Source organism: Streptomyces sp. NBC_00986 (assembly GCF_045162565.1).
In the GTDB taxonomy this organism is placed as follows: domain Bacteria; phylum Actinomycetota; class Actinomycetes; order Streptomycetales; family Streptomycetaceae; genus Streptomyces.
Window position 1 is genome coordinate 10,673,182 of the sequence record NZ_CP108733.1, and the last position, 25,429, is coordinate 10,698,610.

The following is a 25,429-nucleotide window of genomic DNA, read 5'->3' on the forward strand; positions in this document are numbered from 1 at the left end:
TGCCCCGGGGCGCCCGCCAGTCGAGCGGGCGCCCCGCCTCCCCGAAAGAGGACCCATGGCCACCGTCCTGTCCGTCTCCGGCAGCCCCTCCGTCTCCTCCCGCACCAACCGCCTTCTACGGCACCTGGACAAGCGGCTGATCGCCCAGGGCCACGAGGTGATCCCGCTCGACGTGCGCACCATCCCCGCCGAGGCCCTGCTCGGCGCGGACTTCCGCCACCCGGCCATCGTCGAGGCCACCGAACTCTTCGCCCGCGCCGACGGAGTGGTCGTAGGCACCCCCGTCTACAAGGCCTCCTACTCCGGAGTCCTCAAGGCGTTGCTCGACCTGCTCCCGCAGTACGCCCTCACCGGCAAGACCGTGCTGCCGCTCGCCACCGGTGGGTCCACCGCACATGTGCTCGCCATCGACTACGCGCTCCGCCCGGTGCTGAACTCCATGGGCGCGGCCCACATAGTCCAGGGCTGGTTCACCCTCGACAAGGACATCACCGCCCACGAGGACGGCTCGCTCACCGTGGCCCCGGCCACCACCGAGGCGCTCACCCAGGTGGTGGACCAGTTCTCGGCGGCCCTCGGCCGCACCCCGCTGCTGGCCGCGGCGAGCTGACCATCATGACCGACCGGGCGACCGCCCATGTGATCGGGGACGACGCCGAGGCCCTCGCCCTCGCCGCCGCGCTCGCCGACGAGTTCCGGGCCGGGGCCTCGGCACGCGACACCGAACGCAGGCTCCCGCGCGCCGAGTTGGACCGTCTCTCCGGCTCCGGACTGCTCGCCGTCACCGTGCCCGCCGAGTACGGCGGCGCCGACGTGAGCGCGGAGACCCTCGCCGAGATCTTCCGCCTGCTCGGTTCGGCCGACGGCAGCCTCGCCCAGATCCCGCAGAGCCACTTCGCCTACGTCAATGTGATCCGCCGTCAGGGGACCCCGGACCAGCAGAAGTTCTTCTTCGCCGAGCTGCTGGCAGGCCGCCGCTTCGGCAACGCCCAGTCCGAGGCCGGCACCAAACACGTCCAGGACATCCGCACCCGCCTGACACTCCAACCCAACGGCTCCTACCGACTGACCGGCGTCAAGCACTACTCCACCGGTGCCCTCTTCGCCGACTGGATCCCCGTCCTCGCCCGCACCGAGGACGACAACCTCCATGTCGCGTACGTCCCGAGCGACGCCGAGGGCGTCACGGTCGTCGACGACTGGGACGGAATGGGCCAGCGTACGACGGCCAGCGGCACGGTCCGGCTGGAGGCGGTCGCCGTCCCCGCCGACCGGGTCCTGCCGCACCACCTCACCTTCGGGGGACCCCAACTCCACGGCGCTGTGGCCCAGTTGCTGCACGCGGCCATCGACGCCGGGATCGCCGGGGGAGCGCTGGCCGAGGCCGCCGAGTTCGTCCGGACGAAGAGCCGCCCCTGGTTCGAGAGCGGGGTCGAGACCGCCGCCGAGGACCCGCTGCTGATCCAGCGGTTCGGTGAACTCGCCATCCAGGTAAGGGCGTCCGAGGCTCTGCTGATCCAGGCGGCCAAGGCCGTGGACGTGGCACGCGCCAACCTGAACGACGATTCGGCCGCCGAGGCCTCCATCGCGGTGGCGGCGGCCAAGGTGCACGCGGCGCAGACGGCCGTGGAGGTGGCGGGTGCGCTGTTCGAGGTCTCGGGTACCCGCTCCGCCCTCAACTCCCTGAACCTGCACCGGCATTGGCGCGACGCCCGCACCCACACTCTGCACGATCCGGCGCGCTGGAAGATCCAGCACATCGGCCGCTACGTGCTGAACGGCACCAGGCCACCCCGCCACGGCCTCCTCTAACTCACCTGCAGGACAGTCCAGACAGGAGCCCCCACGTGTCTCTCACCTTCCACTGGTTCCTCCCCACCAACGGGGACAGCCGCCATGTCGTGGGCGGCGGTCACGGCACCCCCGCCACCGCCTCCGGACGGGACCGGCCGCCGACGGTCGCCTACCTGAGCCAGATCGCCCGCGCGGCGGAGGACCTCGGCTTCGTGGGTGCCCTCACGCCCACCGGCGCCTGGTGCGAGGACGCGTGGCTCACCACCGCGATGGTCAGCCAGAACACCGAACGCCTGAAGTTCCTGGTCGCCTTCCGCCCCGGCTTCGTCTCGCCGACGCTCGCCGCGCAGATGGCGTCCACGTTCCAGCGGCAGACCGGCGGACGCCTGCTCCTCAACGTCGTCACCGGCGGCGAGAGCCACGAGCAGCGGGCCTACGGCGACTTCCTCGACAAGGACGACCGGTACCGCCGTACCGGCGAATTCCTGGAGATCGTACGGCAGTTGTGGGACGGGAAGACCGTCGATCTGGCCGGTGAGCATCTGCGCGTCGAGGAAGCGAAGTTGGCGCGGCTGCCCGACCCGGTGCCCGAGGTGTACTTCGGGGGATCGTCGCCGATCGCGGGGGAGATCGCCGCCAAGTACGTTGACGTGTACCTCACTTGGGGCGAGCCGCCTGCTCAGGTCGCCGAGAAGATCGCGTGGATCAGGGGGTTGGCTGCGAAGCAGGGCCGGACGCTCCGCTTCGGCATCCGGCTGCACGTCATCACGCGTGACACGTCCGCGGAGGCGTGGGCCGAGGCGAACCGGTTGCTCGAAGGGTTCGACTCCGAGACCGTGAACTCCGTACAGGCCGGGCTCGCGCGGAGCGAGTCCGAGGGGCAGCAGCGGATGCTGGCGCTGCACGGCGGGAGCCGGGACGGGCTGGAGATCCATCCCAATCTGTGGGCCGGGATCGGGCTCGTCCGGGGTGGAGCGGGGACGGCGCTGGTCGGCAGCCACGAGGAGGTCGCCGAGCGGATCAAGGAGTACGCGGCGCTGGGCATCGAGGAGTTCGTGCTGTCCGGGTATCCGCATCTGGAGGAGGCGTACTGGTTCGGGGAGGGCGTGCTGCCGAGGCTCGCGGCGGACGGGGTGTGGCAGCACCCTGTCGGTGAGCGGAAGGCTTCCGCGGCACAGGTGCCGTTCGCCAGTTGACGGGTGCCGGTTGAGTGCGGGTGCCCGCGGCCTACGGCCCAACTCCGCGCCCCTTGAGCGTCGTTGCGGGGTCGGCGGGCGCGTGCTCAGAACCAGTGCAGGCAGTGCGGGGAGCGGTCGGTGCGGAAGAGGGCGTCGGCCAGTGCGGCCGCGCCCGGGCGGTGGGCCCGGATGTGGCCGGCCCGCACGAGCGTGCTCGGGTCGGTGCCGCCGAGGTAGACGGAGCCCAGGTCGCACACGTCCAGGGACAGGTCGGGCTCCCGGCCCGTCGGCACGCAGTCGGCCTTGCCGTCCCGGACGGTCAGCAGGTAGCGGCCGTGGTCGTCCAGGAACGGGTCGTCGACGGCGAGGACGAGTTCTCCGTCCGTGGACCAGCCGCGCGCGGTCAGTGCACGCGGTACGTCCAGGAGCCGCACCCAGAGCCAGTCCATGTCGCCGCTCACCTCACCGGCGCGGAAGTCCGTGAGCTGCCAACGCAGGGGGTGCTGGGGCGGGACGTGCTTGAACACGAGCTGGGAGACGAGGTCGTGGCCGAGCACGAACCGGGCCAGGGCCGTGAACACGGCGTCGTCGGTGGCGATGGTCTCGTCGACCGTCAGGGTCTTGCCCTCCGCGATCGAGTAGCTGGCGTATCCGTCCGGCACGCCGTCCGCGTCCCGGTGGAGGGCGATGTAGCGCGGCGCCGGCGAGATCGGGGGCTGTCCCGCGCGCAGGGCCCACCAGCGGTGCGGCCGGGACAACGCGCCGGGCTGGGCGCGGCGGTACCGGTCGTAGACCTCTTCCAGGATCTCGCCGCACTCGGCACGACGCAGTACCTCGACCGAGCCGTCGTCCGCGACGGCGGCTGGTGCGTCGGCCACTCCGCGCGCCCGGGGAACGGAGAGGTCGGCCTTGTGGCGCGGCACCGTGAGCCGTGCCGTGTAGGTCGCCGGTCCGTAGCCGAACCTGCCGTAGATCGTGGCCTCGGAGGCCAGCAGCACGGAGAGGATCTCTCCACGGGCCCGCAGTTCGGTGAGCTGATGCCGCATCATCGCGCTGAGCACGCCCTGGCGCCGGTGCGAGGGCAGGACGCCGACGGCGGTCACCCCGGGGGCAGGGACGAGGGTCTCGCCGGGCAGGGTGAGTTCGAAGGGGTACGTGGCCGCGGTGCCGACGGGCCGCCCGTCCGCCGTCAGGGCGAGCAGACAGCGGTCCATCTCGAGCGCCGACCACCACAGCCCACCACCCTCGACCGGGGTCTCCGGGAAGAGCCCGAACGCGGCATGGACCGTGTTGACGAAGACGTCAAGATCCTCGTCGGTCGTGGGACGGATCTCCATCGCTGCCGCTGCCTCTCCGGATACCGGCACCACCACCCGTGGTGTCTTGCCCCAGTGCAGCGTTGCCCCGGGAGCAGGTCAAGCGAATTACGGCCGGTCGGCCAGTGCCTTCAGGTGAACCCTTCTCGACTCTGCCGTCTGACCCTGAACGAGGAGGAACAGGGCCTCCCGTGCGAGGCGTTGGGCCCTGTTCGTCAACGACAGTGACCTGCCGCCTCCGGCCACCACCGCAGCAGTGGTGGCCGTCATGAGCACCTCGTACGCCTGCGTCCGGAGCGACAGCCGCTCCTCCAAGTGCTCATGAGGTACGGGGTGTTCGGCCAGGGCGTAGGCCTGCTTGCGTACGTTGTCGAGACGCGTGCGGATCGGGCCGGACGTGTCCTCGTCCAGCAGCGCGAGGGCCGCCTCCGCGACGCCGAAGACCGCCGGTGACGCGTTCGTCGATCTGGGCCGGTCGCCCTTCGCCCATTCCGCGTACGGCGTCCGCGAGGCCACCGCGTCCTCCGGCAGCCACAGGCCGTCCAGCTCCAGCGACACCGTGCGGGACGCGGTGAGTGCCGCCAAGCGCATCGGGGCGGACGGCCGTAGCCCCTCCTGTTCCCGCGCCTCCGTGAACGCGAACAGCGCCTCGTCCGCGTCCGTCACCCCCGCGAGCAGCATGACGTCGTTCAGGCCCCAGCCCGTGTACCAGGACACGGTTCCGTCGAAGCGCCAGCCGCCCCGTTCCCGCGTCACCCGTACCGGGATCCGGGGGTACGCCCGCAGGTGTGCGTAGGCCACCCCGGACATCAGCTCGCCTCGTGCGAGTGGGCCCAACAGGCGTTCCCGCACCGGAAGTTCGGTCTTCGTCAGGGTCAGTACCGGTGTGTGGTGCTGCGTCTGCACGAACCACGTCGAGCAGCATGCACCCGCCAGGATCTCCGCCGTCTCCCGGGCCACCGCGGCCGGTGCCGCCGAGCCGCCGTAGGCCACGGGGGCGCTCACGCCCAGCACACCGGACTGTTTGATCGCCTCGATGTGGCTTGCCGGGACGCCCTCCTGGTCGACCTGTTCGGCGTGCGGAGCGAGGAGGTCGTCCGCGAGGTGTCGGGCGCGGGAGGCGAGGAGGTGGGAGGTCATGCGGGAGATTCTGCCGATCGGGCGGCCCGGGCACGCGCGACGCTCCGGCCCGTGTCGTGGGACGCGGGCCGGAGCCGTGGGAGCGCGGGGGTCAGTCCGCCGAGCGGACGGCGGGCATCGCCAGGTCGACCGGGCCCGTGGCGCCGGGGGCACTCTTGCAGGAGTCGTGGCAGTCCTTCTCCAGGCTGCAGCACAGGGAGCAGATCGGGCCGGAGTGGAAGGGGCAGTTCGCCACGTCGGGACGCTCGAAGTCCGTCGTGCAGACAGTGCAGTTGAGGATGACGGCCGAGGGGAGTCCGTCCGCGTCGAGCAGCGGCTCCTCCAGGTCGTCGAGGCGGGCGATGTAGTACTTGCCCTTGGTGAGGTACGCGAACAGGGGGGAGAGGACCATCGCCAGGAACAGGGCGATGAAGGGGGAGTAGGCCTTGGCGTAGTCGCCGAACGCGTTGTAGTACGCGGCGATGGAGACCGCCGACGCGATGAGCATCGAGCCGAAGCCGACCGGGTTGAAGTTGTACAGGTGGGCGCGCTTGAACTCGATGTAGGAGGGGCTGAGTTTGAGCGGCTTGTTGATGACGAGGTCGGCGACGACCGCGCCGATCCAGGCGATGGCCACGTTGGAGTAGAAGCCGAGCACAGTGTTGAGGAAGCCGAAGACGCCGCCCTCCATCAGAGCCAGGGCGATGCCGACGTTGAGGAAGATGTAGACCACGCGGCCCGGGTGACGGTGTGTCAGGCGGGAGAAGAAGTTCGACCAGGACAGCGAACCGGAGTACGCGTTCGTCGAGTTGATCTTCACCTGGGACAGGATCACGAAGAACGTGGCGAGGCCCAGGGCGACCGGGGCGGCGAAGGTCTTGAAGCCGTGCACGTACTGCTGGATGGGCTCGTTGGCCTTGGCCAGGCCCACGCTGCCGGCGATGTAGAAGGCGAGGAACGCGCCGCCCATCTGCTTCGCCGCACCGAGGACGACCCAGCCCGGGCCGGCCGAAAGCACCGCGCCCCACCACTTCTTGGCGTTCTCGGGCGTCTTGTCGGGCATGAAGCGCAGGTAGTCGACCTGCTCACCGATCTGCGCGATCAACGACAGTGCGACACCCGCACCCGCGCCGACACCGAGCATGCTGATGCTGGAACCGGTGGGGGAGTTGCCCGCGAAATGCGTGAACTCCGAGAACTTGCCGGGCTCTTGGATCGCGATGGACACGAACGGCGCGACCATCAGCACCAGCCACACCGGCTGCGTCCACACCTGCATCTTGGAGAGTGCGGTCATCCCGTAGATCACCAGCGGCAGGATGATCAGCGAGCAGATCAAGTAGCCGACGGCGAGGGGGATATGGAGGCCCAGGTCCAATGCCTGCGCCATGATCGAGCCCTCCAGGGCGAAGAAGATGAAGGTGAAGCTGGCGTAGATGACCGACGTGAGGGTCGAGCCGAGGTAGCCGAAACCGGCGCCCCGGGTCAACAGGTCCATGTCGATGGAGTACTTGGCGGAGTAGTACGAGATCGGGATGCCGGTCAGGAAGATCGTCACCGCCGCCGCCAGGATCGCCACCATGGCGCTGGAGAAGCCGTTCGAGATGGCGATGGAGCCGCCGATGGCGAAGTCGGCGAGGTACGCGATGCCGCCCAGGGCGGTGGTGGCCACCACGTAGGGCGTCCAGCGGCGGAAGGACTTCGGCGCGTAGCGCAGCGAGTAGTCCTCCAGCGTGTCGTTCTTCGCCCAGTCGTTGTAGGTCCGTCCGGCAGCCGTTGCCGGCGCCTCTTTGTCGACGATCTCCGTCACGACGCTTCCCTCTTCCACGGGTGTGGGTCATCTCCCGGACGGCCCGGGGGAGTTGCACGGAAGAGTCACGCCGAATTGTTTCCCGTTCGTTTCGCCTCCTTTAAATGAGGAAGCCTTTCAAAATTCTTTTCGCGACGCGCGTAGATTCAATTGATGCTTCCTGTGGAAACTATTTTTAGGGGAAGGTAGTCTCGATCCGAGCAGGTGGGAAGGTCAGAGTTGGGCGACGATGTCGAAGTCGAAGGCGTCCGCCCGCGCCAGGTACAGCCGTTGGCGGAGGTGATTGCCGTGCAGACGCAGTACACCCCGAGGGCCCTCGTACGAGACGGTGCCGTCGACCGTGCACATGGCGCCCACATCGAGCGACCGTGTCTGCTCGGCCAGGGCCGCGAGCAGTCGTACGCCTTCGAAACACGACTCGCCGAGACTGCCCACGACGGGTGCCTCCACGCCGAAGCGGGCCGCGTAACGCCCGCTGAAATCAAGGCTTTCGGCGGTGGCGAGGGTCTCGAAGTAACCGGCCGCGGCCCACAGTCCCTCGGTCGCCTCCGCGCCGGTGGCCAGCAGGATGTTCTCGTCCATGTGCGTGCTCAGCCGCAGACACCGCTGATGCAACCCGCGCTCGGCGAACGCCCGGTTGAAGCGCGCCGCGTCGTCCCCGACCAGCAGCATCAGGACGGCGTCCGCCTCGCAGCGCTCGATCCGGCGCAGCACCGGCCCGAACTCGTACGTCCCCAGCGGCACGAACGCCTCGCCCTGCACCCGGCCGCCGCAGTCCCGGGCGTAGCGGCGCGCGGCCCGGGCGGTCACTCTCGGCCACACGTAGTCGTTGCCGACCGTGCACCAGCGCCGTACGCCGGTCTCCTCCGCCAACAGCCGCATGGCGGGCAGGAGTTGGGCCGCGTCGGTCTCGCCGGTCAGGAACACGCCCGGCGTGCGCTCGCCGCCCTCGTACTGCGCGGTGTAGACGTACGGCACCCGGCCCGCGATACGCGGCACCAGCGCCTTGCGGACCGCCGAGGTGTGCCAGCCGACCACGGCGTCGACCGCGCGCATCGACACCAACATCTCGACCTCGGCGGCCACTTGCTCCGCCGGCGCGCCGCCGTCCACCACGATCAGGCGGACCTCGCGGCCCAACACCCCGCCGGTGGCGTTGAGTTCCTCCACGGCGAGCTGTGCGGCCAGTTCGCAGGACGGGCCGAAGACGCCCGCAGGACCCCGCAGAGGTACGACCAGGGCCACGACCAACGTCTTGACCGGGCCGCTGATCCGCCCGGGCGGCAGGGGATGCACCAGACCACCTCCGTGAGGGCATGAGGGCACGGAAGCCGGGCCGGCCCCGGCGCCCTCGCAGAGGCTCGTAATCTGAACCGCACAGTAGACCTACCGGAAGGACAGCGGCAATGTCGTCCGTACCGTCGCCGGCCCTCGCCCACCTGCTGAGCCACGCCGAGCGGCGGCTGGGCCTGCGCATGACCGCCGTCCTGTCCGAGGAGAACTGCTCGCTCGAACAGTGGCGCGTCCTGTCGGTCATCGCCGACGGCAAGGGCCACCCGATGACCGAGATCGCCGACCAGGTGCTGATGCCGGCGCCGAGCCTCACCAAACTGGTGGACCGGATGGTCGCCGACAACCTGGTCTACCGCCGCCCCGACAGCTCCGACCGCCGCCGCGTCCTGCTCCACCTCACCGGCCGCGGCCGTGCTCTCCACCAGCGTGCGGCCCACCGTCTGCTCACAGATCAGACACGGCTTCTCGGCGCGATCGAGGACCAGGGGGATCTCGTACGACTGCTGGCCCGGCTTACGGCGGCGCTCGACCAGGACCCTGCGGAGGCCATCGGGGACGAGGTCGCGGACGGACCCGCGGAGAAAATCCTGCCGGTTTCCTGAGGCGAGGTGTCGATCGGGCACCATGACGTTCGTGTAGGAGGTGAGAGAACCCCCTACGCCCTGGAGGACGTCATGCAGCATTACCTGCTCAGCGTGATCACCCCGACCGACGGACAGATGCCCTCGCCCGAGGAGCTGGCGGAGATCGGCCGCAAGCTGGAGATCTTCCACGACGAACTGCAGGCCGCCGGGGCCTGGGTCTTCGCCGGTGGGCTGCACGGGCCGGAGACGGCCACCGTGCTGCGGCCCAAGGACGGCGACGTGCTGATCACCGACGGGCCGTTCGCCGAGGGCAAGGAGTATCTGGGCGGGCTGTGCCTGATCAAGGCGGACGATCTGGATGCGGCCCTGGAGTGGGGGAAGCGGGCGACCTGGGCCACCACTCTGCCCGTCGAGGTGCGGCCCTTCATGAACACGGCCGAGGACTGATGCCGTTCGACACCGACATCGAGGCCGTCTTCCGTGCCGAGTACGGGCGGGCGGTCTCGGTCCTGGTCCGCTTCCTCGGCGACATCGACCTCGCCGAGGAAGCGGTCCAGGACGCCTTCACCACGGCCGTACAGAAGTGGCCGGAGGCCGGTGTGCCGCCGAGCCCGGCTGGGTGGATCATCACGACCGCCCGCAACCGCGCCGTCGACCGGCTGCGCCGCGAGGCCTCCCGGGAGGCCCGCCACACCGAGGCCGCCCTGCTGTACGCGTCCGACGCGCCCGCCGAGGAGGGACCCGTGCGCGACGACCGGCTCCGCCTGATCTTCACCTGCTGCCACCCGGCGCTCGCCACCCAGGCCCAGGTCGGGCTCACCCTGCGCCTGCTCGGTGGCCTCACCACCGCCCGGATCGCCAGCGCCTTCCTGGTGCCGGAACCGACGATGGCCCAGCGCCTCGTCCGCGCCAAGGCCAAGATCCGCGACGCGAGGATCCCGTACCGGGTGCCACGCGACGCCGACCTTCCCGACCGGCTGGGGGGCGTCCTCGCCGTCGTCTACCTGATCTTCAACGAGGGCTACACGGACTCGCCCGAACTGTGCGCCGAAGCCCTGCGCCTCGGCTGCCTCCTCTCCGAACTGATGCCGGACGAGCCCGAGGTCACCGGTCTGCTCGCGCTGATGCTGCTCATCGAGTCGCGCCGGGCCGCGCGGGAGGGCCCGGACGGTGAGCTGGTGCCGCTGCCCGAGCAGGACCGCGAGCGGTGGGACGGCGAGCTGATCGCCGACGGCCAGTCACTCGTACGGCGGTGCCTGCGGCTCAACAACCCCGGGCCGTACCAGATCCAGGCCGCGATCAACGCCGTACACAGTGATGCCCCGAGCGCCGACGCGACGGACTGGGGACAGATCCTTCAGCTCTACGACCAGTTGACGGCCGTCGCCCCGAGTCCGGTCGTCGCCCTGAACCGGGCCGTCGCCGTCGCCGAGGTCGACGGTCCGCGCAAGGCCCTCGACCTCGTGGACGCGCTGGATCTCGGCGAGTACCACGTCCTGCACGCCGTCCGCGCCGATCTGCTGCGTCGGCTCGGTCGCCAGACCGAGGCGGTCGAGGCGTACGAGGCGGCCATCGCGCGCACCGGGAGCGCGGCCGAGCGCGGCTACCTGGAACGCCGGCGCCGGGAGCTCGTCCGGATGTGACAGCCGCGAGGCGGAGGGCGACCATGACTGCACCGGAATTTTTCCTGGTGTATGAATGGTTGCTATATACACCTGACCGTCGAGAACCCCCACGCACCAGCAGCGAGGCACCGTGAACCAGTCCAGCCCCGAGCAGCCCGCCGACATCGTGGCCCGGCTGCGCGCCACCTTCCGTACCGGCCGTACCAAGCCCGTCGAGTGGCGCACCACCCAGCTGCGCCGCCTGCGCGACCTGCTCACGGAGCACGGCGACGACCTCGCCGCCGCCCTCCACGCCGACCTCGGCAAGAGCGCCGCCGAGTCCCAGCGCACCGAGATCGGCTTCACGGTCCGCGAGATCGACCACACCCTCGACCACCTCGAGGAATGGCTGCGCCCCGAGTCCGCCCCCGTACCGGCCCACCTCGGCACGGACGCGACGGCCTGGACGCAGTACGACCCGCTCGGCGTCGTCCTCGTGATCGCGCCCTGGAACTATCCGCTCCAACTGCTGCTGACCCCGGTCGTCGGCGCGCTCGCCTCCGGTGACGCGGTGGTCGTCAAGCCCAGCGAGATGGCCCCGGCCACCTCCGCCGCCATCGCCCGGCTGCTGCCCGCCTACCTCGACACCGACGCGGTCGCCGTCGTGGAAGGCGGCATCCCCGAGACCACGGCCCTGCTCGCCGAGCACTTCGACCACATCTTCTACACCGGCAACGGCGCCGTCGGCCGTATCGTCCTGCGCGCCGCCGCCGAGCACTTGACCCCGGTCGCCCTCGAACTCGGCGGCAAATCACCGGCGTTCGTCGACCGCGACGCCGATCTCGCCGTCGTGGCCGACCGGTTGGCACGCGGCAAGTTCCTCAACGCCGGTCAGACCTGCGTCGCCCCCGACTACGTCCTGACCGACCCGGAGACCGCCGCCGCGCTCGAACCCCTCCTCGTGAGCGCGGTCGAGAAGGTCTACGGCGCCGACCCGCAGACCTCCGGCGAGTACGGCCGGATCGTCAACGAACGGCACTTCGACCGGCTCGCCGGACTGCTCGACTCCGGCCGGGTCGTCGTCGGCGGGCGCAGCGACCGGAGCGACAAGTACATCGCGCCGACCGTCCTCGCCGACGTGGACCCGAAGGCGCCCGTCATGGCGGAGGAGATCTTCGGCCCGATCCTGCCGATCGTCACCGTCCCCGACCTCGACGCGGCGATCACCTTCATCACCGACCGCGACAAGCCCCTCGCCCTGTACGTCTTCACGGACTCCGACGACACCCGCGCCCGCATCGCCGCCGAGACCTCCTCGGGCGCCATCGGCTACGGCCTCCCGCTCGCCCACCTCACCGTCTCCGACCTGCCCTTCGGTGGGGTCGGCGAGAGCGGCATGGGCAACTATCACGGCCGCTACTCCATCGAGACGTTCAGCCACCGCAAGGCCCTGCTGGAGAAGCCGCTCGTCTGACGGGCAGTCTCCTCTATCACCGGTCGCTTATATAAGCGGCCGGTGATACTTTTGGGTACATGCACGCTTTCGATGTGCTCGGAGACCCCGTGCGCCGCCGCATCCTGGAGCTGCTCGCCGAGGGCGAGCAGCCCGCCGGCACGGTCAGCGACGTCGTCCGGCGCGAGTTCGGGATAACGCAGCCCGCTGTCTCCCAGCATCTGAAGGTGCTGCGGGAGAACGGATTCGCGACGGTACGGCCGGACGGCACCCGGCGCCTCTACGCGGTCGACTCCGGGCCGCTGCGGGACATCGACGCCTGGCTCGACCGGTTCCGCCGCTACTGGACCCCTCATCTGGACGCCCTGGCAACCGAGTTGGCCCGGGGCAAGCGCGAGCGCCGGCTCCGCGAGTCCGACGACGACAGCCCCGAAGAGTCGAGGAGCACCCCATGATCGACGTGACCCACCAGATCAACTCCGTGAGCCGCACGGTCGGCCGACGCGACTTCCAGGCCGGCGAGGCCCGCGTGATCACCATCGGCCAGTCCTACGGCTCACCGGTCGAGGACGTCTGGGACGCCTGCACCAACCCCGAGCGCATCCCGCGCTGGTTCCTGCCGGTCACCGGAGAGCTGCACGTGGGCGGGAAGTATCAGCTGCAGGGCAACGCGGGCGGCACCGTCGAGCGCTGCGACCCGCCCAACTCCTTCTTCGCGACCTGGGAGTTCGGCGGTGAAGTGAGCTGGATCGAGCTGAGGTTGACGCCCGAGGGCGACGGGACGCGCTTCGAGTTGGAGCACATCGCCCATGTCGACGACACGAAGTGGGCCGAGTTCGGGCCCGGCGCGGTCGGTGTCGGCTGGGACTCGATCCTTCTGGGGCTGGACGGCAATCTGTCGGGCCAGGCTTCCGTGAAGCCCGAGGACGCCATGGCCTGGCTGGGGTCCGAGGAGGGACGCCGCTTCGTCACCTTGAGCAGCGAGGCGTGGTTCGCGGCGAACGTGGCGAGCGGCGAGGACGAGTCGGCGGCCCGCGAGGCGGCCGACCGGACCACCGCCGCCTATACGGGGGCCGGGAGTTGAGAGTCGTAGCGACCGAAGCGCTGACCTGACACCGATCACCGTTGTAGCGTGCGCGCTGGACGCCACGGTGATCGGAGCCAGGGATGAGTGTCGGCGGCGAGACGGTGTTGGTGACCGGCGGGAGCGGCTTCGTCGGCAGCCATCTGGTCCGGCAGTTGCTGGAGCGCGGCTACCGGGTGCACACCACCGTGCGCTCCCTCGGCAACGAGGCGAAGGTCGCGCCGCTGCGGGCCATGGGGGAGCAATTCCCGGGCGCGCTGGGGCTGTTCGAGGCCGACCTGCTGGCGGAGGGCTCCTTCGACGCGGCGATGGACGGCTGCCGGGTCGTCTTCCATGTGGCCTCGCCGTTCCTGATGCCGGAGAAGATCAAGGACGGTCAGAAGGACGTCGTCGAGCCGGCGCTCGCCGGCACCCGCAACGTCCTCGCCGGCATCGAACGCACGCCCGGCGTCGAGAAGTTGGTGTTCACCTCGACGGTCGGCGCGATCTTCGGCGACTACGTGGACGTCCTGGCGATGAAGGACGAGACGCTCTCCGAGGACTACTTCAACACCACCAGCACGGTCGAGAACAACCCGTACCACTACGCGAAGACGGTCGCCGAACGCGCCGCCTGGGACGCGCAACAGGCGCAGAACCGCTGGCGCATGGTGTCCGTCAACCCCGGTCTGATCCTGGGCCCTTCACTCACCCCGGCCTCCGACTCCGGCAGCCTGTTCCTCCTCGACGAGCTCTTCAAGGGCTACTTCTTCTACGGGGCACCCGACTTCAGCTTCACCGTCGCCGACGTGCGGGACGTCGCGAGCGCGCACATCGCGGCGGCGGAGAACCCCGACGCGCACGGCCGTTACATCGTCGCGGCCGCCCGGATGGCGTCCTTCCTCGACATGTCACGCGCCCTGCGGCAGCACCACCCGCGCGATCACCGGCTGCCCCGGCACGGCCTGCCGCACTGGCCGGTGCGCGTCCTGGGCCCGGCGTTCGGGCTCACCCAGGACTACATCCGCAAGCACCTCGGGATCAGGTTCCCCGTCGACAACCGGCGCGGTGTGAAGGAACTGGGCATCGACTACCGGCCGTTGGAGGAGACCCTCCTCGATCACCACCTGGCCTGGCGGGAGTTGAGGAAATCGGGGTGATCGTGTCTCGCCCTTCGTCGTTCACCCCACCGACGGGTCACCCCTCTTGACTGGTTCAGACCACAGGCGCTTGGGTGTGGCCGATCACCTTTTCGGTGTCATGAGCCTGACCACACTCGAACCCGAAGGGCACCCATGCGAACCCCCCACGCCCTGCTGGCAGTCGCCGCCGCGCTGTCGGCGGCGATCGTCGCTCCACCGGCCGGAGCCGCCGACGCGGTCCCCGCTCCGGGCACCTACTACGTCCAGAGCGCCACGACCGGGCTCGACGCGGCCGACAAGGGGGGAGCGGTGGAACAGCACAACCCCAAGGGCAACGAGGACCACCAGCAGTGGAACCTCCGGACGAGCGGATCGTCGTACGTCCTGGAGAGCACCGACACGGCCGGCAGCTGTCTGGGCCGCTCGGGCAGCACGGCGAAGACCGTCGCGTGCACGAGCGCCGACGCCGCCTGGCAGATCACCCCGACCGGCGGCGAGCAGTACACGCTCAAAGTCCCGGGCGCGGAAAGCTACTTGACCGTCGGCGCCAAGCCCTCCGGCGCCAACTACCCGGCCCAGCTGGCCGTCGGCTCCTCCGGCGGACTCGCCTCCTGGTACCTCACGCCGATCACGTCACCCACCAACCCGATGCCGGCCCAGGACCAACGCACCCTGGACCAGGTCACGTTCCTCACCGCACACAACGCCTACGCCAACGGGGTCGACGGCGGTTTCGCCCCACCCTTCGTGAACTTCTTCCCGAACCAGTCCCGGGGCATCAACCAGCAACTCTCCGACGGCGTACGGGGGTTCATGCTGGACATCCACCAGACCTCCGACGGCGCGATCCTCTGCCACGACAGCTGCACCCTGGTCAGCAGCCCGGTCGCCCTGAACGTCGACCTCCAGCGCATGGTCGACTTCCTCAAGGCGCACCCCGACCAGTTCGTCACCGTCTTCCTGGAGGACTACGTCGACCCGGGCGTCCTGCGCAGCGAACTCGCCCGCGTCAACGGCCTGTACGACGTGCTGTACCGCCCCGACCAGACCGGAGTGCGGCAGAACGGCTGGCCGAAGATGGCCGACCTGATCGCCGCCAACCACCGCCTGCTGATCTTCACCGACCACAGCCGCGCCTCCGACGAGTCCGCCGGACTGACCCGGGACAGCTTCGGCGTGATGTACCAGCGGGACTGGACCGTCGAGAACTACTGGTCCATGGGTTCCGGCGCGAGCTCCTCCGACTGGTCCTGCTACAGCCGTTGGTACGGCAGCGACCTCAACGTCCCACTGACGCAGACCTATTCGGCGTTCCGGCCGCTGTTCGTCATGAACCACTTCCGCGATGCCACCATCGCCGGGACGGCGCAGACCGACAACACCAAGGTCCTCGACCGGGCCCAGCGGTTCTGCCAGCCGGCCGCCCGCAAGAAGCCCAACTTCCTTGCCGTGGACCGCTACGACCTCGGTGACCCGGCCGCCGCGGTCAACTCCCTGAACAGCTACACGTATCCGTAAAGTGCGGTCGGTCCTTCGGCGGACGTGTGCGAAACTCCGCTGATGACCTCTGAGAAGATCACCGCGGCCGCCGCGGGCACCTGGCAACTCGGCGACCTGACCGTCAACCGCATCGGTTTCGGCGCGATGCGGTTGACGGGCAGCGCAGCCTTCAACCTCGGGACACCGAGCGACCGCGACCGGTCGATCGCCGTGCTGCGCAGGGCGATCGAGCTCGGTGTGAACCACATCGACACGGCCGCCTTCTACTTCTCGTCCCTGCGGTCCGCCAACGAACTCATCAACTCCGCACTCGCCCCCTACGCCGACGACCTGGTGATCGCCACCAAGGTCGGACCCTTCCGGAACTACTCGGGGGAGTGGGGCACTTCGGCCCGCCCGGACGACCTGCGCGGCCATGTCGAGGAGAACCTGCGGCAGTTGGGGCGCGACCACCTCGACGTGGTCTACCTCCGCCGGATGCGACAGGACTCGATCGCCGAGCACTTCGGGGCCCTCGCCGAACTCCGCGAGGAGGGACTGGTCCGGCACCTCGCGATCTCCGACGTCGAGCCGCGCCATCTGGCCGAGGCGCAGGCGATCGCGCCGGTGGTGAGTGTGCAGAACCGGTTCGGGCTCGACTCGTCCAGCCCCGACACCGACGAGATGCTGCGGATCTGCGGGGAACAGGGCATCGCCTTCGTCCCGTTCTTCGCCATCGCGGGCGAGGCCGGGCCGCAGGGCGCGACCACCGCCCACGACGACGAGGTACTGGCCGTCGCGAACGCTCACGACGCCAGCCCCGCCCAGATCCGCCTCGCCTGGTCCCTCGCCCAGGGCCCGCACGTCCTCGCGATCCCGGGCACGGGCAACCCCGACCACCTCACCGAGAACGTGGCCACGGGCGCGATCCGGCTGACCGAGGACGAACTGGTCCGGCTCAACGAGCTGCACAGGAAGGCGGGTTGAGCGACAGCGGGGTCGCGGCGGGGGCTGCAGCGGGGCTCAGACCACCCAGATCCCGTCCCGCATGAGATGACGCTGGGGCAGCTCGCGCTGCTCGTGCCACGCCTGGACGGCGAGCGGCCGGACCCGGAAGAAGGAGTAGGCCGCGCGGTCCTCACGGGGATCCCAGCCGTACTTTCCGTTGAAGGCCTCAGCCGCGGCGGCCGGGACGTCCTGGGCGGTGAAGGCGGCTGCCTCGCCGTCGATGAGCACGACGTCCCGGGTGTCCGCGAACGCCAGCCGGGTCCGCCGCCCGTCGGTGAGATTGCGGCCCGTGGGGTTCGTGGCCCGGGTGGAGAGCCAGACCGACCGCCCGTCCCAGACGAACCACAACGGCACCAGACACGGCACCCCGTCGGCATCCGCCGAGGCCACCCAGATGTCCAACTCCCGCCCCAGCCGGGCCAGTACGTCACGCCTGCGCTCGTCGGGACTTCGGGGCGGCACGGTGACCTTCATGCTCGGGACGCTACCGGCGTCGCCCGCGCGGCACCTCGGGCCAGGGGCGTAGGACTTTGGCCCGAGGGCGTCGGGGACGTCGGGGCGTCAGCCCAGTTGCTCGTGCAGGAACGGCACCGTGCTCGACCAGGCGCGGGTGGCGGAGTCGGCGTCGTAGACCGGGCGGCCGTCGTTGAAGAAGGCGTGGTTGGCCGGGTAGAGGCGCAGGTCCGGGGTGATGCCGGACTGTTCCTGGATGTGCTTGGCCAGGGCGTCGAGGCCGGAGACCGGGATGCTCTCGTCCAACTCGCCGTAGTGGCCCTGGATTTGTGCCTTCAGGCCGGAGAAGTCGGGGAGTTCGCCCTGGATCACGCCGTAGAAGGGGACCGCCGCGCTGACCCGGGGGTCGGCCGCGGCGAGGTAGAGGACGAAGCCGCCGCCCATGCAGAAGCCGACCGCGCCGACCGTGTCCGAGGTGACCTCGGGCAGGGACAGCAGGTGGTCGACCGCGCCGGAGAGCAGTTCGACACCGCGGGCGACCGGAAGGGCCAGCATCATGCGCAGAGCCTCGTCGCTCTCGTGCGCCACGTTCCCGCCGTAGAGGTCGGGGGCGAACGCGACGAAGCCCTCCTGGGCGAGGCGGTCGGCCACGTCGGCGATGTGGTCGGTCAGGCCCCACCACTCCTGGATGACGATCACGCCCGGTCCGCTCCCGGACGGCGGCAGCGCGAGATAGCCGTGGGCGGTGCCCCCGGCGCTGGGGAAGGTGACGTTCTGGTGGGCCGGGGCTCCGGTCGACTTCGGCAGCTCGGAGGACATGGGGCTCAACTCCTGTACAGCAGTGCTCGGTTGGGGGTGGCGCCGTCGGGGCGGGACCCGACGTGATCTCCAGCCTGCCACGGCCGGGTCCGGAGGGCGCTTCGGCCCCTCGATCCCGCTATTGCGCGGAGGCCGTCGCGGGGTTCGGTTCCTGTCCTATGCGGACCACCCGTCCGGCGGCCACCTTCTGCAGCAGCCCGTACGCCAGCACCGGCAGCAGGACGTGCGGGCGGTCGGGCAGGGTCGTCGTGATCAGCACGGCACTCGCGCTGCTGTTGTTCATCCCGCAGGCCAGCGTCACCGAGGCACCGGCCCGGGCGTCGAGGCGCAGTGCCCGCGCGGCCACCCGGCCCAGGGCGAAGGACAGGCCGCACACCGTCGCGGCGACACCGAGCGCGGCCAGGAGGAGCACCGGGCGCGGGTGGCGCACGAAGGGGCCGAGCACCCCGCTCGCGTTGACGTACGTCAGCAGCAGTGAACCCGGGAGCGCGGCGGGGACGGCCACGCCGATGAGTCCGTCCCGTGCGCGTGAGGGCAGGGCGAGGCGGCACAGGATGCCCGCCGCGCACGGCAGGACGACCGAGGTGAGGGCGAAGGCGTCCCCGGCCGAGTGGGCGGCGACGGCGAGTCTGCCCGCGTAGTCGCCCTGGAGCAGCGGGCACAGGACGGCCAGGGTGAGCGGGACGGTCAACGGGCTGACGAGAGTGGAGGCGAGCACCAGGCCCACCGCCGTGGGCTGGTCGCCGTCCCCCTTCGCGGTCCACACCGTCGCCCCCGCGGCCACCGGCATGGCGACGACGAGGATCATCGCGGCGATCATCCCGCTGCCGCCGTCGTGGTCCGGCGACAGCCGCAGCGCGAGGGCCACCCCGGGGACGATCAGCAGCGGCACCAGGATGTGCAGGGCGAGGCCCGCGAGCAGGGCGGCTGGACGCCGTAGAAGCAGCCGCAGTTCGCGCAGCGGGACCTGGAGGCCGGCGCCGAACAGGACGAGGGCGAGGAGTAACTGGGGTGTGCGCAGGGACAGTTCGGCGATGCCCGTCGCGTGCGGGTGCCGGAGCCACAGGCCGGGCCCTGGCAGCACCGCCGCCGCCAGGTACGTCACGGCGACGGCTCGGCCCAGGTGGCGGCGGAGCAGAGCGAGCAGGCGGGGTACGGAGGGGAACCCGGCGGGGATCCTGGATGACTGGGGACACATCGTGGCGCTCTTCCGTCGTAGGACCTGGGCGGAGACGGAGCGCCGGTATCGCGTGGAAGCTCGCCGACACGCGAGAGGGGGTGAGTGAGTGAAGCCCTGCGGTCATCGTCGACGGTCCTTCCATAATGGGCGGGCGGAAGCGGACACACGGGCGCGGTGACGAGACGGCACCCGAGTGACTACAATTCTGTAGACGGTCTACTGAACTGTAGACGAAGACGGGGTGAGGATCGTTCCCATGGCCGACGAGAAGGACGAACGCCGACCGGCGGGTGAGCTGGAGGCCACCGTCATGGCCGCCCTCTGGGCCGCCGGCGACCCGCAGACCCCCGGCGAGGTGCAGCTGAGCCTCGACACGGGTCTGGCCCGCACCACGGTGACGACGATCCTGACCCGGCTGCACGACAAGGGCGTGGTGGAGCGGCGGCGGCAGGGGCGCGGGTACGCGTACTTTCCGGTGCAGGACGCGCAGGGGCTCACCGCGCGGCGGATGCATACGGAACTCGACCGGGACGGGGACCGGGAGACGGTGCTGGCCCGGTTCGTCGCCCAGCTCAGTCCTGATGACGAGCGGGTGTTGCGGGACCTGTTGGAATCCGGGGAGGCGTGAAGTCCGGCATCTCGGAAGGCGCCTCGGTCGAGGACGGCGGGGAACGGCCTTGAGTCTCCAGTGACTGGAGACTGCAGAGTGGGGGACATGGACGCCACGACCCGCTACTCGATCGGGGAACTCTCCCGGCGGACCGGCCTGTCCGTGCGGACCATCCGGTTCTACTCCGACTCGGGAGTGGTGGCGCCGACCACCCGAAGCCCTGCCGGTTATCGGCTCTACGACCTCGACGCACTGCTTCGTCTGGAACTCCTGCGCACACTGCGCGAGTTGGGCATGGACCTCGCCACGATTCAACGGGTGCTGGACCGTGAGATCTCGGTGGCGGAAGTCGCCGCCGCGCACGCCGACGCCATGGACGTCCAGATCCGGGTGCTGCAACTGCGTCGGAGCGTTCTGCGAGCCGTGGCCGGATACGGGTCCGATCCCGAGGAGATCAAGCTCGTGCACAGGCTCACGCAGTTGTCCGGCGAGGAACGCCGGCGGTTGATCGACGATTTCGTGGAGGGCACCTTCGGCACAGCGGATGCCGACCCGGCCGCGGCGGCCATGGTTCGCGCTGCCACGCCCGACCTCCCTGACGATCCCTCCAGCGAGCAGGTCACCGCTTGGGTGGAACTCGTGGAGCTGATCGGCGACGAGGACTTCCGGGCCCGGATGCGCCGGACTGCCGTACGCCAGGCCACCGGACGCACGCTCGACATCGAGAGCGAGGTAGGCGAGGAACTGATGGAGTTCACCCGTCAGAAGGTGGCCGATGCCATGGAGTCGGGCATCGACCCGCTCGACGACGGGGGCGCTCCCGTCATCGACGACCTCGTGCACCGCTTCGCCGAGGTGTTCGCGCGTACCCCTGACGCGGAATTCCGGGACTGGATGGCCCGGCAGTTCGAAGAAGCACACGATCCCCGGGCGGACCGATACTGGCGGCTGGTGTGGATCGTCAACGGCTGGCAGCTGGTACCGAACCTGATCCCGGCGTACCCCTGGCTCATCCGGGCCCTGCGAAATGACCGTGCTGCCGCATAGCCACCCAGTGCGACTGCAACAGCGGCTGCGCGTCGCGTCCTTGCCGAGCGGCACCTGGAGTCGCTGCGGTCGGCCCGCAGACCGGGCCGGTGCTCACCTCTGTGATGCCTCGTAGGCCTCACGGACGCTCCGAGGGATACGACCACGATCATTTACGAGACAACCGTTGGCGCGTGCCCAGAGGCGTATCGGCTCGTCTTCCGGACGGGGATCGAGCTTACGGAGTCCAGCAGACCTGCCGGGGCCTCTCCAGTCTCCCGAGGAGACCTCTTCCAGCTGGTCCGCTGTCTCTTGGAGGAAAGCGAACAACGAGGCGTATACGCCCTCCTCGGGACCGTGTGCTTCAGCCCACGTTCCGACGGTTCCGCTGAGCGTGTCCAGGAACGTTCCGTAGAGACCGTCGCGCTCCGCGGCGACAGGCACCCACTCACGACGCCAGAACGGATGGTCGGGGTCTTCGGACGGCTGCATCTCCTCCAAGCCCATCTGGCTGAGGTAGACCCGTTGGATGTCTGTCAGTCCCAGAAGGAGATGGCCGCTGGGGACGACTGCCTCGCACCCCAGCGCCACCAGACATGATCGAGCGTCGGGTTGCCTGCCGGCATCGAGGTCGGTCGTCAGCAGCCACTGCCGCATCTCCCCTGGCAGCTCCAGACCCATGCGCAGCTCGGCTTCGTCAATGGCTGTCGGGCTACCCGGGCCGCCGAGCGCGGCGAACGCTTCCGGGTCGTTCCGCTCAAGCCAGGCGGTGATCCGACCCCAGGCCGTTCGTACGTCTCCTGCCTCGTGCATCGGAATATCGCTCACGTGTGATCTCCCCTCCGGCGGGATGCGCCCTCACGCGGAGCACGCTCACCCAGAACCGTAGGCGGGACCACTGACAATGACGGACGCGGAAGGAGTTTCGCGTTGCCGGCCAGGGCCGGAACGTCTGGCGTGGCCCATCTCTCCAGGGATCAACAGGCTCATGCGCCTGCTTGTCGGCACCGAGGCCGGTAGGCGGTGGCCAGCACGGAGACGGTGACGTGGTCGGGCAAGGGGCCGGCATTGTTCAGGTCCAGACGGCTCAAGTGGCGTGCGCTCGGCGTCATCCCGACCAGGTCGAGGGCCTCCTGCCTGGTCAAGGGCGCGGTGTACGCGACCTCTTCGGTGACGGCGGATTCGAAGTAGGGATCCAGTGCCCGGTGCAGGCGTTGTTCCTTGGCCGGGTCGATCGTGACCATCGCCGACACGCGGCCGCGCAGTTCGGCCAGGTGTCGCCTGGTCGGTCGGACCACGATCAATCGGCCGGTCGGGCGCAGTACTCGGTGGAACTCGACCGGGTTGCGCGGGGCGAACACGTCCAACACGACCTCGGCCACTCCGTCGGCCAGCGGGAAGGGACGGAAGACGTCCCAGGCCACTGCGGCGGCCCGTTCATGGGCACGCGCCGCCGAGCGCAACGCACGCACCGACGTGTCCAGCCCCAGACCGCGGGCGCCGGGCAACTGATCGAGCACGCCGGCCAGGTAGTAGCCCGTACCGCACCCGACGTCCACAACCGTGGCCTGCTCAGGCGCGGAGCCGGCCACCAGCCGGGCAACTGCTTTACGGATGGGCGCGTACGCGTCGGTCGACAGAAACCGTTCCCGGGCCTGGGTCATGGCCGCGTCGTCGCCGCTGGTGGCGCGGGCGCCCGTCAACAGGCCGGCGTAGCCGTGGCGGGCGATGTCGAAGGTGTGACCCGCCGGACAGCGCAACGCGCCGCGGTCACGGTACAGGCCGCGCGTGTGGCACGTCGGGCAGCGCAGCAGGTCGAGGGACAGATCGAGGGCAGGGGGAAACGACGTAGGCACGAGGCGCTCCTGGCAAGGGCGAGGGGAAGGGACTGTGCCTTTACGCGCGCTCGGAACGTCACTGCCTCGAACAGGAACGGGCAGCGCCGGAAATGCGGCTCACGCAGCAGGCACACCAAGGAGGGCGACGCCGTCCGGCCTCGCCCTCAACGCCTTCCGGTTACAGGAAGCAGTGCGGGGTGCTCGTGAATGCCACGCCGTGAGTCTACGAGCATCGGCGAAGCCGCTCGGGTCGCCGACGTCAGGAGCCGCGGCCGAGGCAACCGACCCTTGGCCGGTATCGGTCATGACCCGCAGACCCGCAGACCCGCAGACCCCACGCATCGGCCCCACGCCCCTCTCGGGCGAGACCGTGCCCACCTAGTGTCTCCCGCCCGCCATGGACCCCGCGCATCCGCCCCGCGTGCCCGCCGAGCCCTCCAAACCCACGTGGCACCCTGCTGACCTGCCGATTCGCTCAGCCGCCCCCACCTTCCCGACACCCCAAAAGCCTCGCCTCCCCACCCCTTCCTCAACCCCCTCCGAATCCGACTGGCGCGAGTGAAGTTTTACGTATAACCTCACCCGTCAATCCCACGTCAATCCCACCGACCGGAACCCGCACGGAGACCCCCGATGAGCCGTATCGCCCTGGTCACCCTCGTCGTCGACGACTACGACGAGGCGATCCGCTTCTACACGGAAGCCCTCGGCTTCCGCCTCGTCGAGGACGCGCCCCGGCCCGACGGGTCCCGCTGGGTCGTCGTGACGCCGCCCGGTGCGGACGTCTCCGGGACCGGCCTGCTGCTCGCCCGTGCCAAGGGGGAGGGTCAGGGTGCCCGGGTCGGTGACCAGACCGGCGGCCGTGTCGGGTTCTTTCTCCACACCGAGGACTTCGCCCGCGATCATGCCCGTATGCTCGCCGCAGGCGTGACCTTCCTGGAGGAGCCGCGGCACGAGCCGTACGGTTCCGTCGCCGTGTTCCAGGATCTGTACGGAAACCGCTGGGACCTCCTCCAGCCCGCCGCCTGACCCCCGTAGCGCCTGCCCTCCCGCTCACCGAACGACGACCGAGGAACCACCGCACATGTCATCTACGCGCATAGAAGCCGACACTCTTCGCCGGCTCCCCAAGGCCGTGCTGCACGACCACCTCGACGGCGGTCTGCGCCCCGCCACCGTCGTGGAGCTCGCGGAGGCGGTCGGGCACTCGCTGCCCACCACCGACCCGGACGAACTGGCCGCCTGGTACTTCGACGCCGCCAACTCCGGTGACCTGGTGCGCTACATCGCCACCTTCGAGCACACCCTCGCCGTGATGCAGAGCCGCGAGGGCCTGCTGCGGACCGCCGAGGAGTACGTGCTCGACCTCGCGGCCGACGGTGTCGTCTACGGCGAGGTGCGCTACGCGCCCGAGTTGAACACCAACGGCGAACTCACGCTCAGCGAGGTCGTCGAGACCGTCCAGGAGGGGCTCGCGGCCGGTATGGCCAAGGCCGCCGCGGCCGGAACGCCGGTCCAGGTGCGGACGCTGCTGTGCGGGATGCGGATGTTCGACCGGGTCGGCGAGGCCGCCGACCTCGCGGTGGCCTTCCGGGACGCCGGTGTCGTCGGCTTCGACATCGCCGGTGCCGAGGACGGCTTCCCGCCCGCCGACCACCTCGCCGCGTTCGAGCACCTGCGCCGCGAGAGCGTGCCGTTCACGATCCACGCCGGTGAGGCGCACGGACTGCCCAGCATCCACCAGGCCCTCCAGGTGTGCGGCGCCCAGCGCATCGGCCACGGCGTCCGCATCACCGAGGACATCGTCGACGGCAAGCTCGGCCGCCTGGCCGGCTGGGTCCGTGACCGCCGTATCGCCCTGGAGATGTGCCCGACCTCCAACCTCCAGACGGGCGCGGCCACTTCGATCGCCGAGCACCCCATCACCGCCCTCAAGGACCTAGGCTTCCGCGTCACCCTCAACACCGACAACCGACTGGTGTCCGGTACGACGATGACGCGCGAGATGTCCCTTCTGGTGGACGAGGCGGGCTGGACGGTCGAGGACCTGCGCACGGTCACGGTGAACGCCCTGAAGAGCGCGTTCATCCCGTACGACGAGCGCAAGGTCCTCATCGAGGACGTCGTCCTGCCGGGTTACGCCTCCGCGCTCTGAAGCAGCCCGCGCGCATACGCGGCCTGTCCGACGTGCTCCAGATCGTCGGACAGGACGCTGACCAGTCGTACGCCCAGGGTGACCGGCGGGTCCCAGCGCTCGTCCACGATCCGGTCGTAGTCCTTCGCCGTCAGGCCGCGCAGGTACGCCAGCGTCTGGTCGTGCACGGCGTCGTAATACCCGGTCAGCTGCCCGGCCGACTCGACGCGCACCTTGCCGACCTTCGCGGCGGTGTGGCCGTAGCCCGTGTCCCTGGCCGGCAGGTCGAGGCCGAAGCGCTTCTCCCAGCCCTGGGTCAGCCACACCTGGTCGAGTCCCGCGGCGTCGGCGACATGGTCGTCCTGGACGCGGGTGAGGTGCCAGATCAGCCAGGCGATGGAGTTGGCGTCGGGGGTCAGGCGGGCGTGCAGTTGGTCAGGGGTGAGACCGTCGACCGCGGCATGGACTTCTTCCTGGATGCGGCCGTACGCGTCAATGAGGATGTCGTTGGCATGCATACGACCAC

Annotated in this window: 25 protein-coding genes and 1 pseudogene; 16 read left to right on the forward strand and 10 right to left on the reverse strand. The window is 69.9% G+C overall.

Annotated elements, in window-relative coordinates; translation table 11 throughout:
* Positions 1 to 55 precede the first annotated feature (55 nt).
* The 3 genes from ssuE to OG504_RS48085 are packed head-to-tail and all read left to right on the forward strand — an operon-like array spanning position 56 to position 2,990.
* Positions 56 to 610 (forward strand): NADPH-dependent FMN reductase, encoded by a 555-nt coding sequence (ssuE, locus tag OG504_RS48075; protein WP_200709625.1) that lies wholly within the window; start codon positions 56 to 58, stop codon positions 608 to 610.
* A 5-nt stretch (positions 611 to 615) separates the two neighbouring features.
* Positions 616 to 1,812 carry an SfnB family sulfur acquisition oxidoreductase gene (locus OG504_RS48080; RefSeq protein ID WP_405995479.1) on the forward strand — a complete coding sequence of 399 codons (1,197 nt, stop codon included), beginning with the start codon at positions 616 to 618 and terminating at the stop codon, positions 1,810 to 1,812.
* A 35-nt stretch (positions 1,813 to 1,847) separates the two neighbouring features.
* Positions 1,848 to 2,990, forward strand: a complete 1,143-nt coding sequence (locus OG504_RS48085; RefSeq protein WP_405995480.1) for an LLM class flavin-dependent oxidoreductase — start codon at positions 1,848 to 1,850, stop codon at positions 2,988 to 2,990.
* Positions 2,991 to 3,076: 86 nt separating this feature from the next.
* On the opposite strand, the gene OG504_RS48090 is transcribed toward OG504_RS48085, so the two are convergent.
* The 4 genes from OG504_RS48090 to OG504_RS48105 form a co-directional block, all read right to left on the reverse strand.
* Positions 3,077 to 4,309: a GNAT family N-acetyltransferase gene (locus OG504_RS48090; protein ID WP_405995481.1), complete on the reverse strand. Its 1,233-nt coding sequence runs from the start codon at positions 4,307 to 4,309 to the stop codon at positions 3,077 to 3,079.
* Positions 4,310 to 4,396: 87 nt separating this feature from the next.
* Positions 4,397 to 5,428: an acyl-CoA dehydrogenase family protein gene (locus tag OG504_RS48095; protein WP_405995482.1), complete on the reverse strand. Its 1,032-nt coding sequence runs from the start codon at positions 5,426 to 5,428 to the stop codon at positions 4,397 to 4,399.
* 91 nt (positions 5,429 to 5,519) lie between these two features.
* Positions 5,520 to 7,217 carry a purine-cytosine permease family protein gene (locus OG504_RS48100; RefSeq protein ID WP_405995483.1) on the reverse strand — a complete coding sequence of 566 codons (1,698 nt, stop codon included), beginning with the start codon at positions 7,215 to 7,217 and terminating at the stop codon, positions 5,520 to 5,522.
* A 213-nt stretch (positions 7,218 to 7,430) separates the two neighbouring features.
* Positions 7,431 to 8,513, reverse strand: coding sequence for a substrate-binding domain-containing protein (locus OG504_RS48105; protein ID WP_405995484.1), 1,083 nt, complete (start codon positions 8,511 to 8,513; stop codon positions 7,431 to 7,433).
* Between the two features lie 110 nt (positions 8,514 to 8,623).
* Between OG504_RS48105 and OG504_RS48110 the strand changes: the two genes are divergently transcribed.
* From OG504_RS48110 to OG504_RS48150, 9 genes and pseudogenes are all read left to right on the forward strand, one after another.
* Positions 8,624 to 9,112: a MarR family winged helix-turn-helix transcriptional regulator gene (locus OG504_RS48110; RefSeq protein WP_405995485.1), complete on the forward strand. Its 489-nt coding sequence runs from the start codon at positions 8,624 to 8,626 to the stop codon at positions 9,110 to 9,112.
* A gap of 72 nt (positions 9,113 to 9,184) precedes the next feature.
* The gene (locus OG504_RS48115; protein ID WP_405995486.1) at positions 9,185 to 9,541 is read left to right on the forward strand and encodes a YciI family protein; all 357 of its coding nucleotides are present in this window, start codon (positions 9,185 to 9,187) and stop codon (positions 9,539 to 9,541) included.
* A complete protein-coding gene (locus OG504_RS48120; protein ID WP_405995487.1) occupies positions 9,541 to 10,737 on the forward strand; it encodes an RNA polymerase sigma factor in 1,197 nt (398 codons plus the stop codon). The genes OG504_RS48115 and OG504_RS48120 overlap by 1 nt, the downstream gene beginning before the upstream one ends.
* A gap of 103 nt (positions 10,738 to 10,840) precedes the next feature.
* A pseudogene (locus tag OG504_RS48125) lies at positions 10,841 to 12,172 on the forward strand (aldehyde dehydrogenase family protein); the annotation flags it as partial.
* A gap of 59 nt (positions 12,173 to 12,231) precedes the next feature.
* Entirely contained in the window at positions 12,232 to 12,606 is a 375-nt protein-coding gene (locus OG504_RS48130) for a helix-turn-helix transcriptional regulator (protein ID WP_033280734.1), read from the forward strand.
* Positions 12,603 to 13,235, forward strand: a complete 633-nt coding sequence (locus OG504_RS48135) for an SRPBCC family protein (RefSeq protein ID WP_405995488.1) — start codon at positions 12,603 to 12,605, stop codon at positions 13,233 to 13,235. The genes OG504_RS48130 and OG504_RS48135 overlap by 4 nt, the downstream gene beginning before the upstream one ends.
* Positions 13,236 to 13,318: 83 nt before the next feature.
* A complete protein-coding gene (locus OG504_RS48140; RefSeq protein ID WP_405995489.1) occupies positions 13,319 to 14,374 on the forward strand; it encodes an NAD-dependent epimerase/dehydratase family protein in 1,056 nt (351 codons plus the stop codon).
* 135 nt (positions 14,375 to 14,509) lie between these two features.
* On the forward strand, positions 14,510 to 15,874 hold the full coding sequence (locus tag OG504_RS48145) for an RICIN domain-containing protein (protein WP_405995490.1): 1,365 nt from the start codon (positions 14,510 to 14,512) through the stop codon (positions 15,872 to 15,874).
* 42 nt (positions 15,875 to 15,916) lie between these two features.
* Complete coding sequence (locus tag OG504_RS48150) at positions 15,917 to 16,822, forward strand: aldo/keto reductase (protein WP_405995491.1); 906 nt, start codon at positions 15,917 to 15,919, stop codon at positions 16,820 to 16,822.
* 36 nt (positions 16,823 to 16,858) lie between these two features.
* On the opposite strand, the gene OG504_RS48155 is transcribed toward OG504_RS48150, so the two are convergent.
* The 3 genes from OG504_RS48155 to OG504_RS48165 form a co-directional block, all read right to left on the reverse strand.
* On the reverse strand, positions 16,859 to 17,317 hold the full coding sequence (locus OG504_RS48155; protein WP_405995492.1) for a pyridoxamine 5'-phosphate oxidase family protein: 459 nt from the start codon (positions 17,315 to 17,317) through the stop codon (positions 16,859 to 16,861).
* An 87-nt stretch (positions 17,318 to 17,404) separates the two neighbouring features.
* Positions 17,405 to 18,115 carry a dienelactone hydrolase family protein gene (locus OG504_RS48160; RefSeq protein ID WP_405995493.1) on the reverse strand — a complete coding sequence of 237 codons (711 nt, stop codon included), beginning with the start codon at positions 18,113 to 18,115 and terminating at the stop codon, positions 17,405 to 17,407.
* A gap of 118 nt (positions 18,116 to 18,233) precedes the next feature.
* Positions 18,234 to 19,313 carry a sodium-dependent transporter gene (locus OG504_RS48165; RefSeq protein ID WP_405995494.1) on the reverse strand — a complete coding sequence of 360 codons (1,080 nt, stop codon included), beginning with the start codon at positions 19,311 to 19,313 and terminating at the stop codon, positions 18,234 to 18,236.
* Between the two features lie 238 nt (positions 19,314 to 19,551).
* Here OG504_RS48165 and OG504_RS48170 point away from each other — a divergent pair, with 238 nt between their 5' ends.
* A complete protein-coding gene (locus tag OG504_RS48170; RefSeq protein WP_019057139.1) occupies positions 19,552 to 19,923 on the forward strand; it encodes a BlaI/MecI/CopY family transcriptional regulator in 372 nt (123 codons plus the stop codon).
* 87 nt (positions 19,924 to 20,010) lie between these two features.
* Positions 20,011 to 20,952 carry a MerR family transcriptional regulator gene (locus OG504_RS48175; protein ID WP_405995495.1) on the forward strand — a complete coding sequence of 314 codons (942 nt, stop codon included), beginning with the start codon at positions 20,011 to 20,013 and terminating at the stop codon, positions 20,950 to 20,952.
* A gap of 93 nt (positions 20,953 to 21,045) precedes the next feature.
* Here OG504_RS48175 and OG504_RS48180 read toward each other — a convergent pair whose 3' ends face one another.
* Positions 21,046 to 21,759 carry a histone-like nucleoid-structuring protein Lsr2 gene (locus OG504_RS48180; protein ID WP_405995496.1) on the reverse strand — a complete coding sequence of 238 codons (714 nt, stop codon included), beginning with the start codon at positions 21,757 to 21,759 and terminating at the stop codon, positions 21,046 to 21,048.
* Between the two features lie 158 nt (positions 21,760 to 21,917).
* A complete protein-coding gene (locus tag OG504_RS48185) occupies positions 21,918 to 22,787 on the reverse strand; it encodes a putative RNA methyltransferase (RefSeq protein ID WP_405995497.1) in 870 nt (289 codons plus the stop codon).
* 615 nt (positions 22,788 to 23,402) lie between these two features.
* Here OG504_RS48185 and OG504_RS48190 point away from each other — a divergent pair.
* Together OG504_RS48190 and OG504_RS48195 are read left to right on the forward strand one after the other, a co-directional pair.
* Positions 23,403 to 23,798: a VOC family protein gene (locus OG504_RS48190; RefSeq protein WP_405995498.1), complete on the forward strand. Its 396-nt coding sequence runs from the start codon at positions 23,403 to 23,405 to the stop codon at positions 23,796 to 23,798.
* A 55-nt stretch (positions 23,799 to 23,853) separates the two neighbouring features.
* Positions 23,854 to 24,924, forward strand: a complete 1,071-nt coding sequence (locus OG504_RS48195) for an adenosine deaminase (RefSeq protein ID WP_405995499.1) — start codon at positions 23,854 to 23,856, stop codon at positions 24,922 to 24,924.
* On the opposite strand, the gene OG504_RS48200 is transcribed toward OG504_RS48195, so the two are convergent.
* Positions 24,906 to 25,421, reverse strand: coding sequence for a DinB family protein (locus tag OG504_RS48200; protein WP_405995500.1), 516 nt, complete (start codon positions 25,419 to 25,421; stop codon positions 24,906 to 24,908). The genes OG504_RS48195 and OG504_RS48200 overlap by 19 nt on opposite strands.
* Between the last annotated feature and the right edge of the window lie 8 nt (positions 25,422 to 25,429).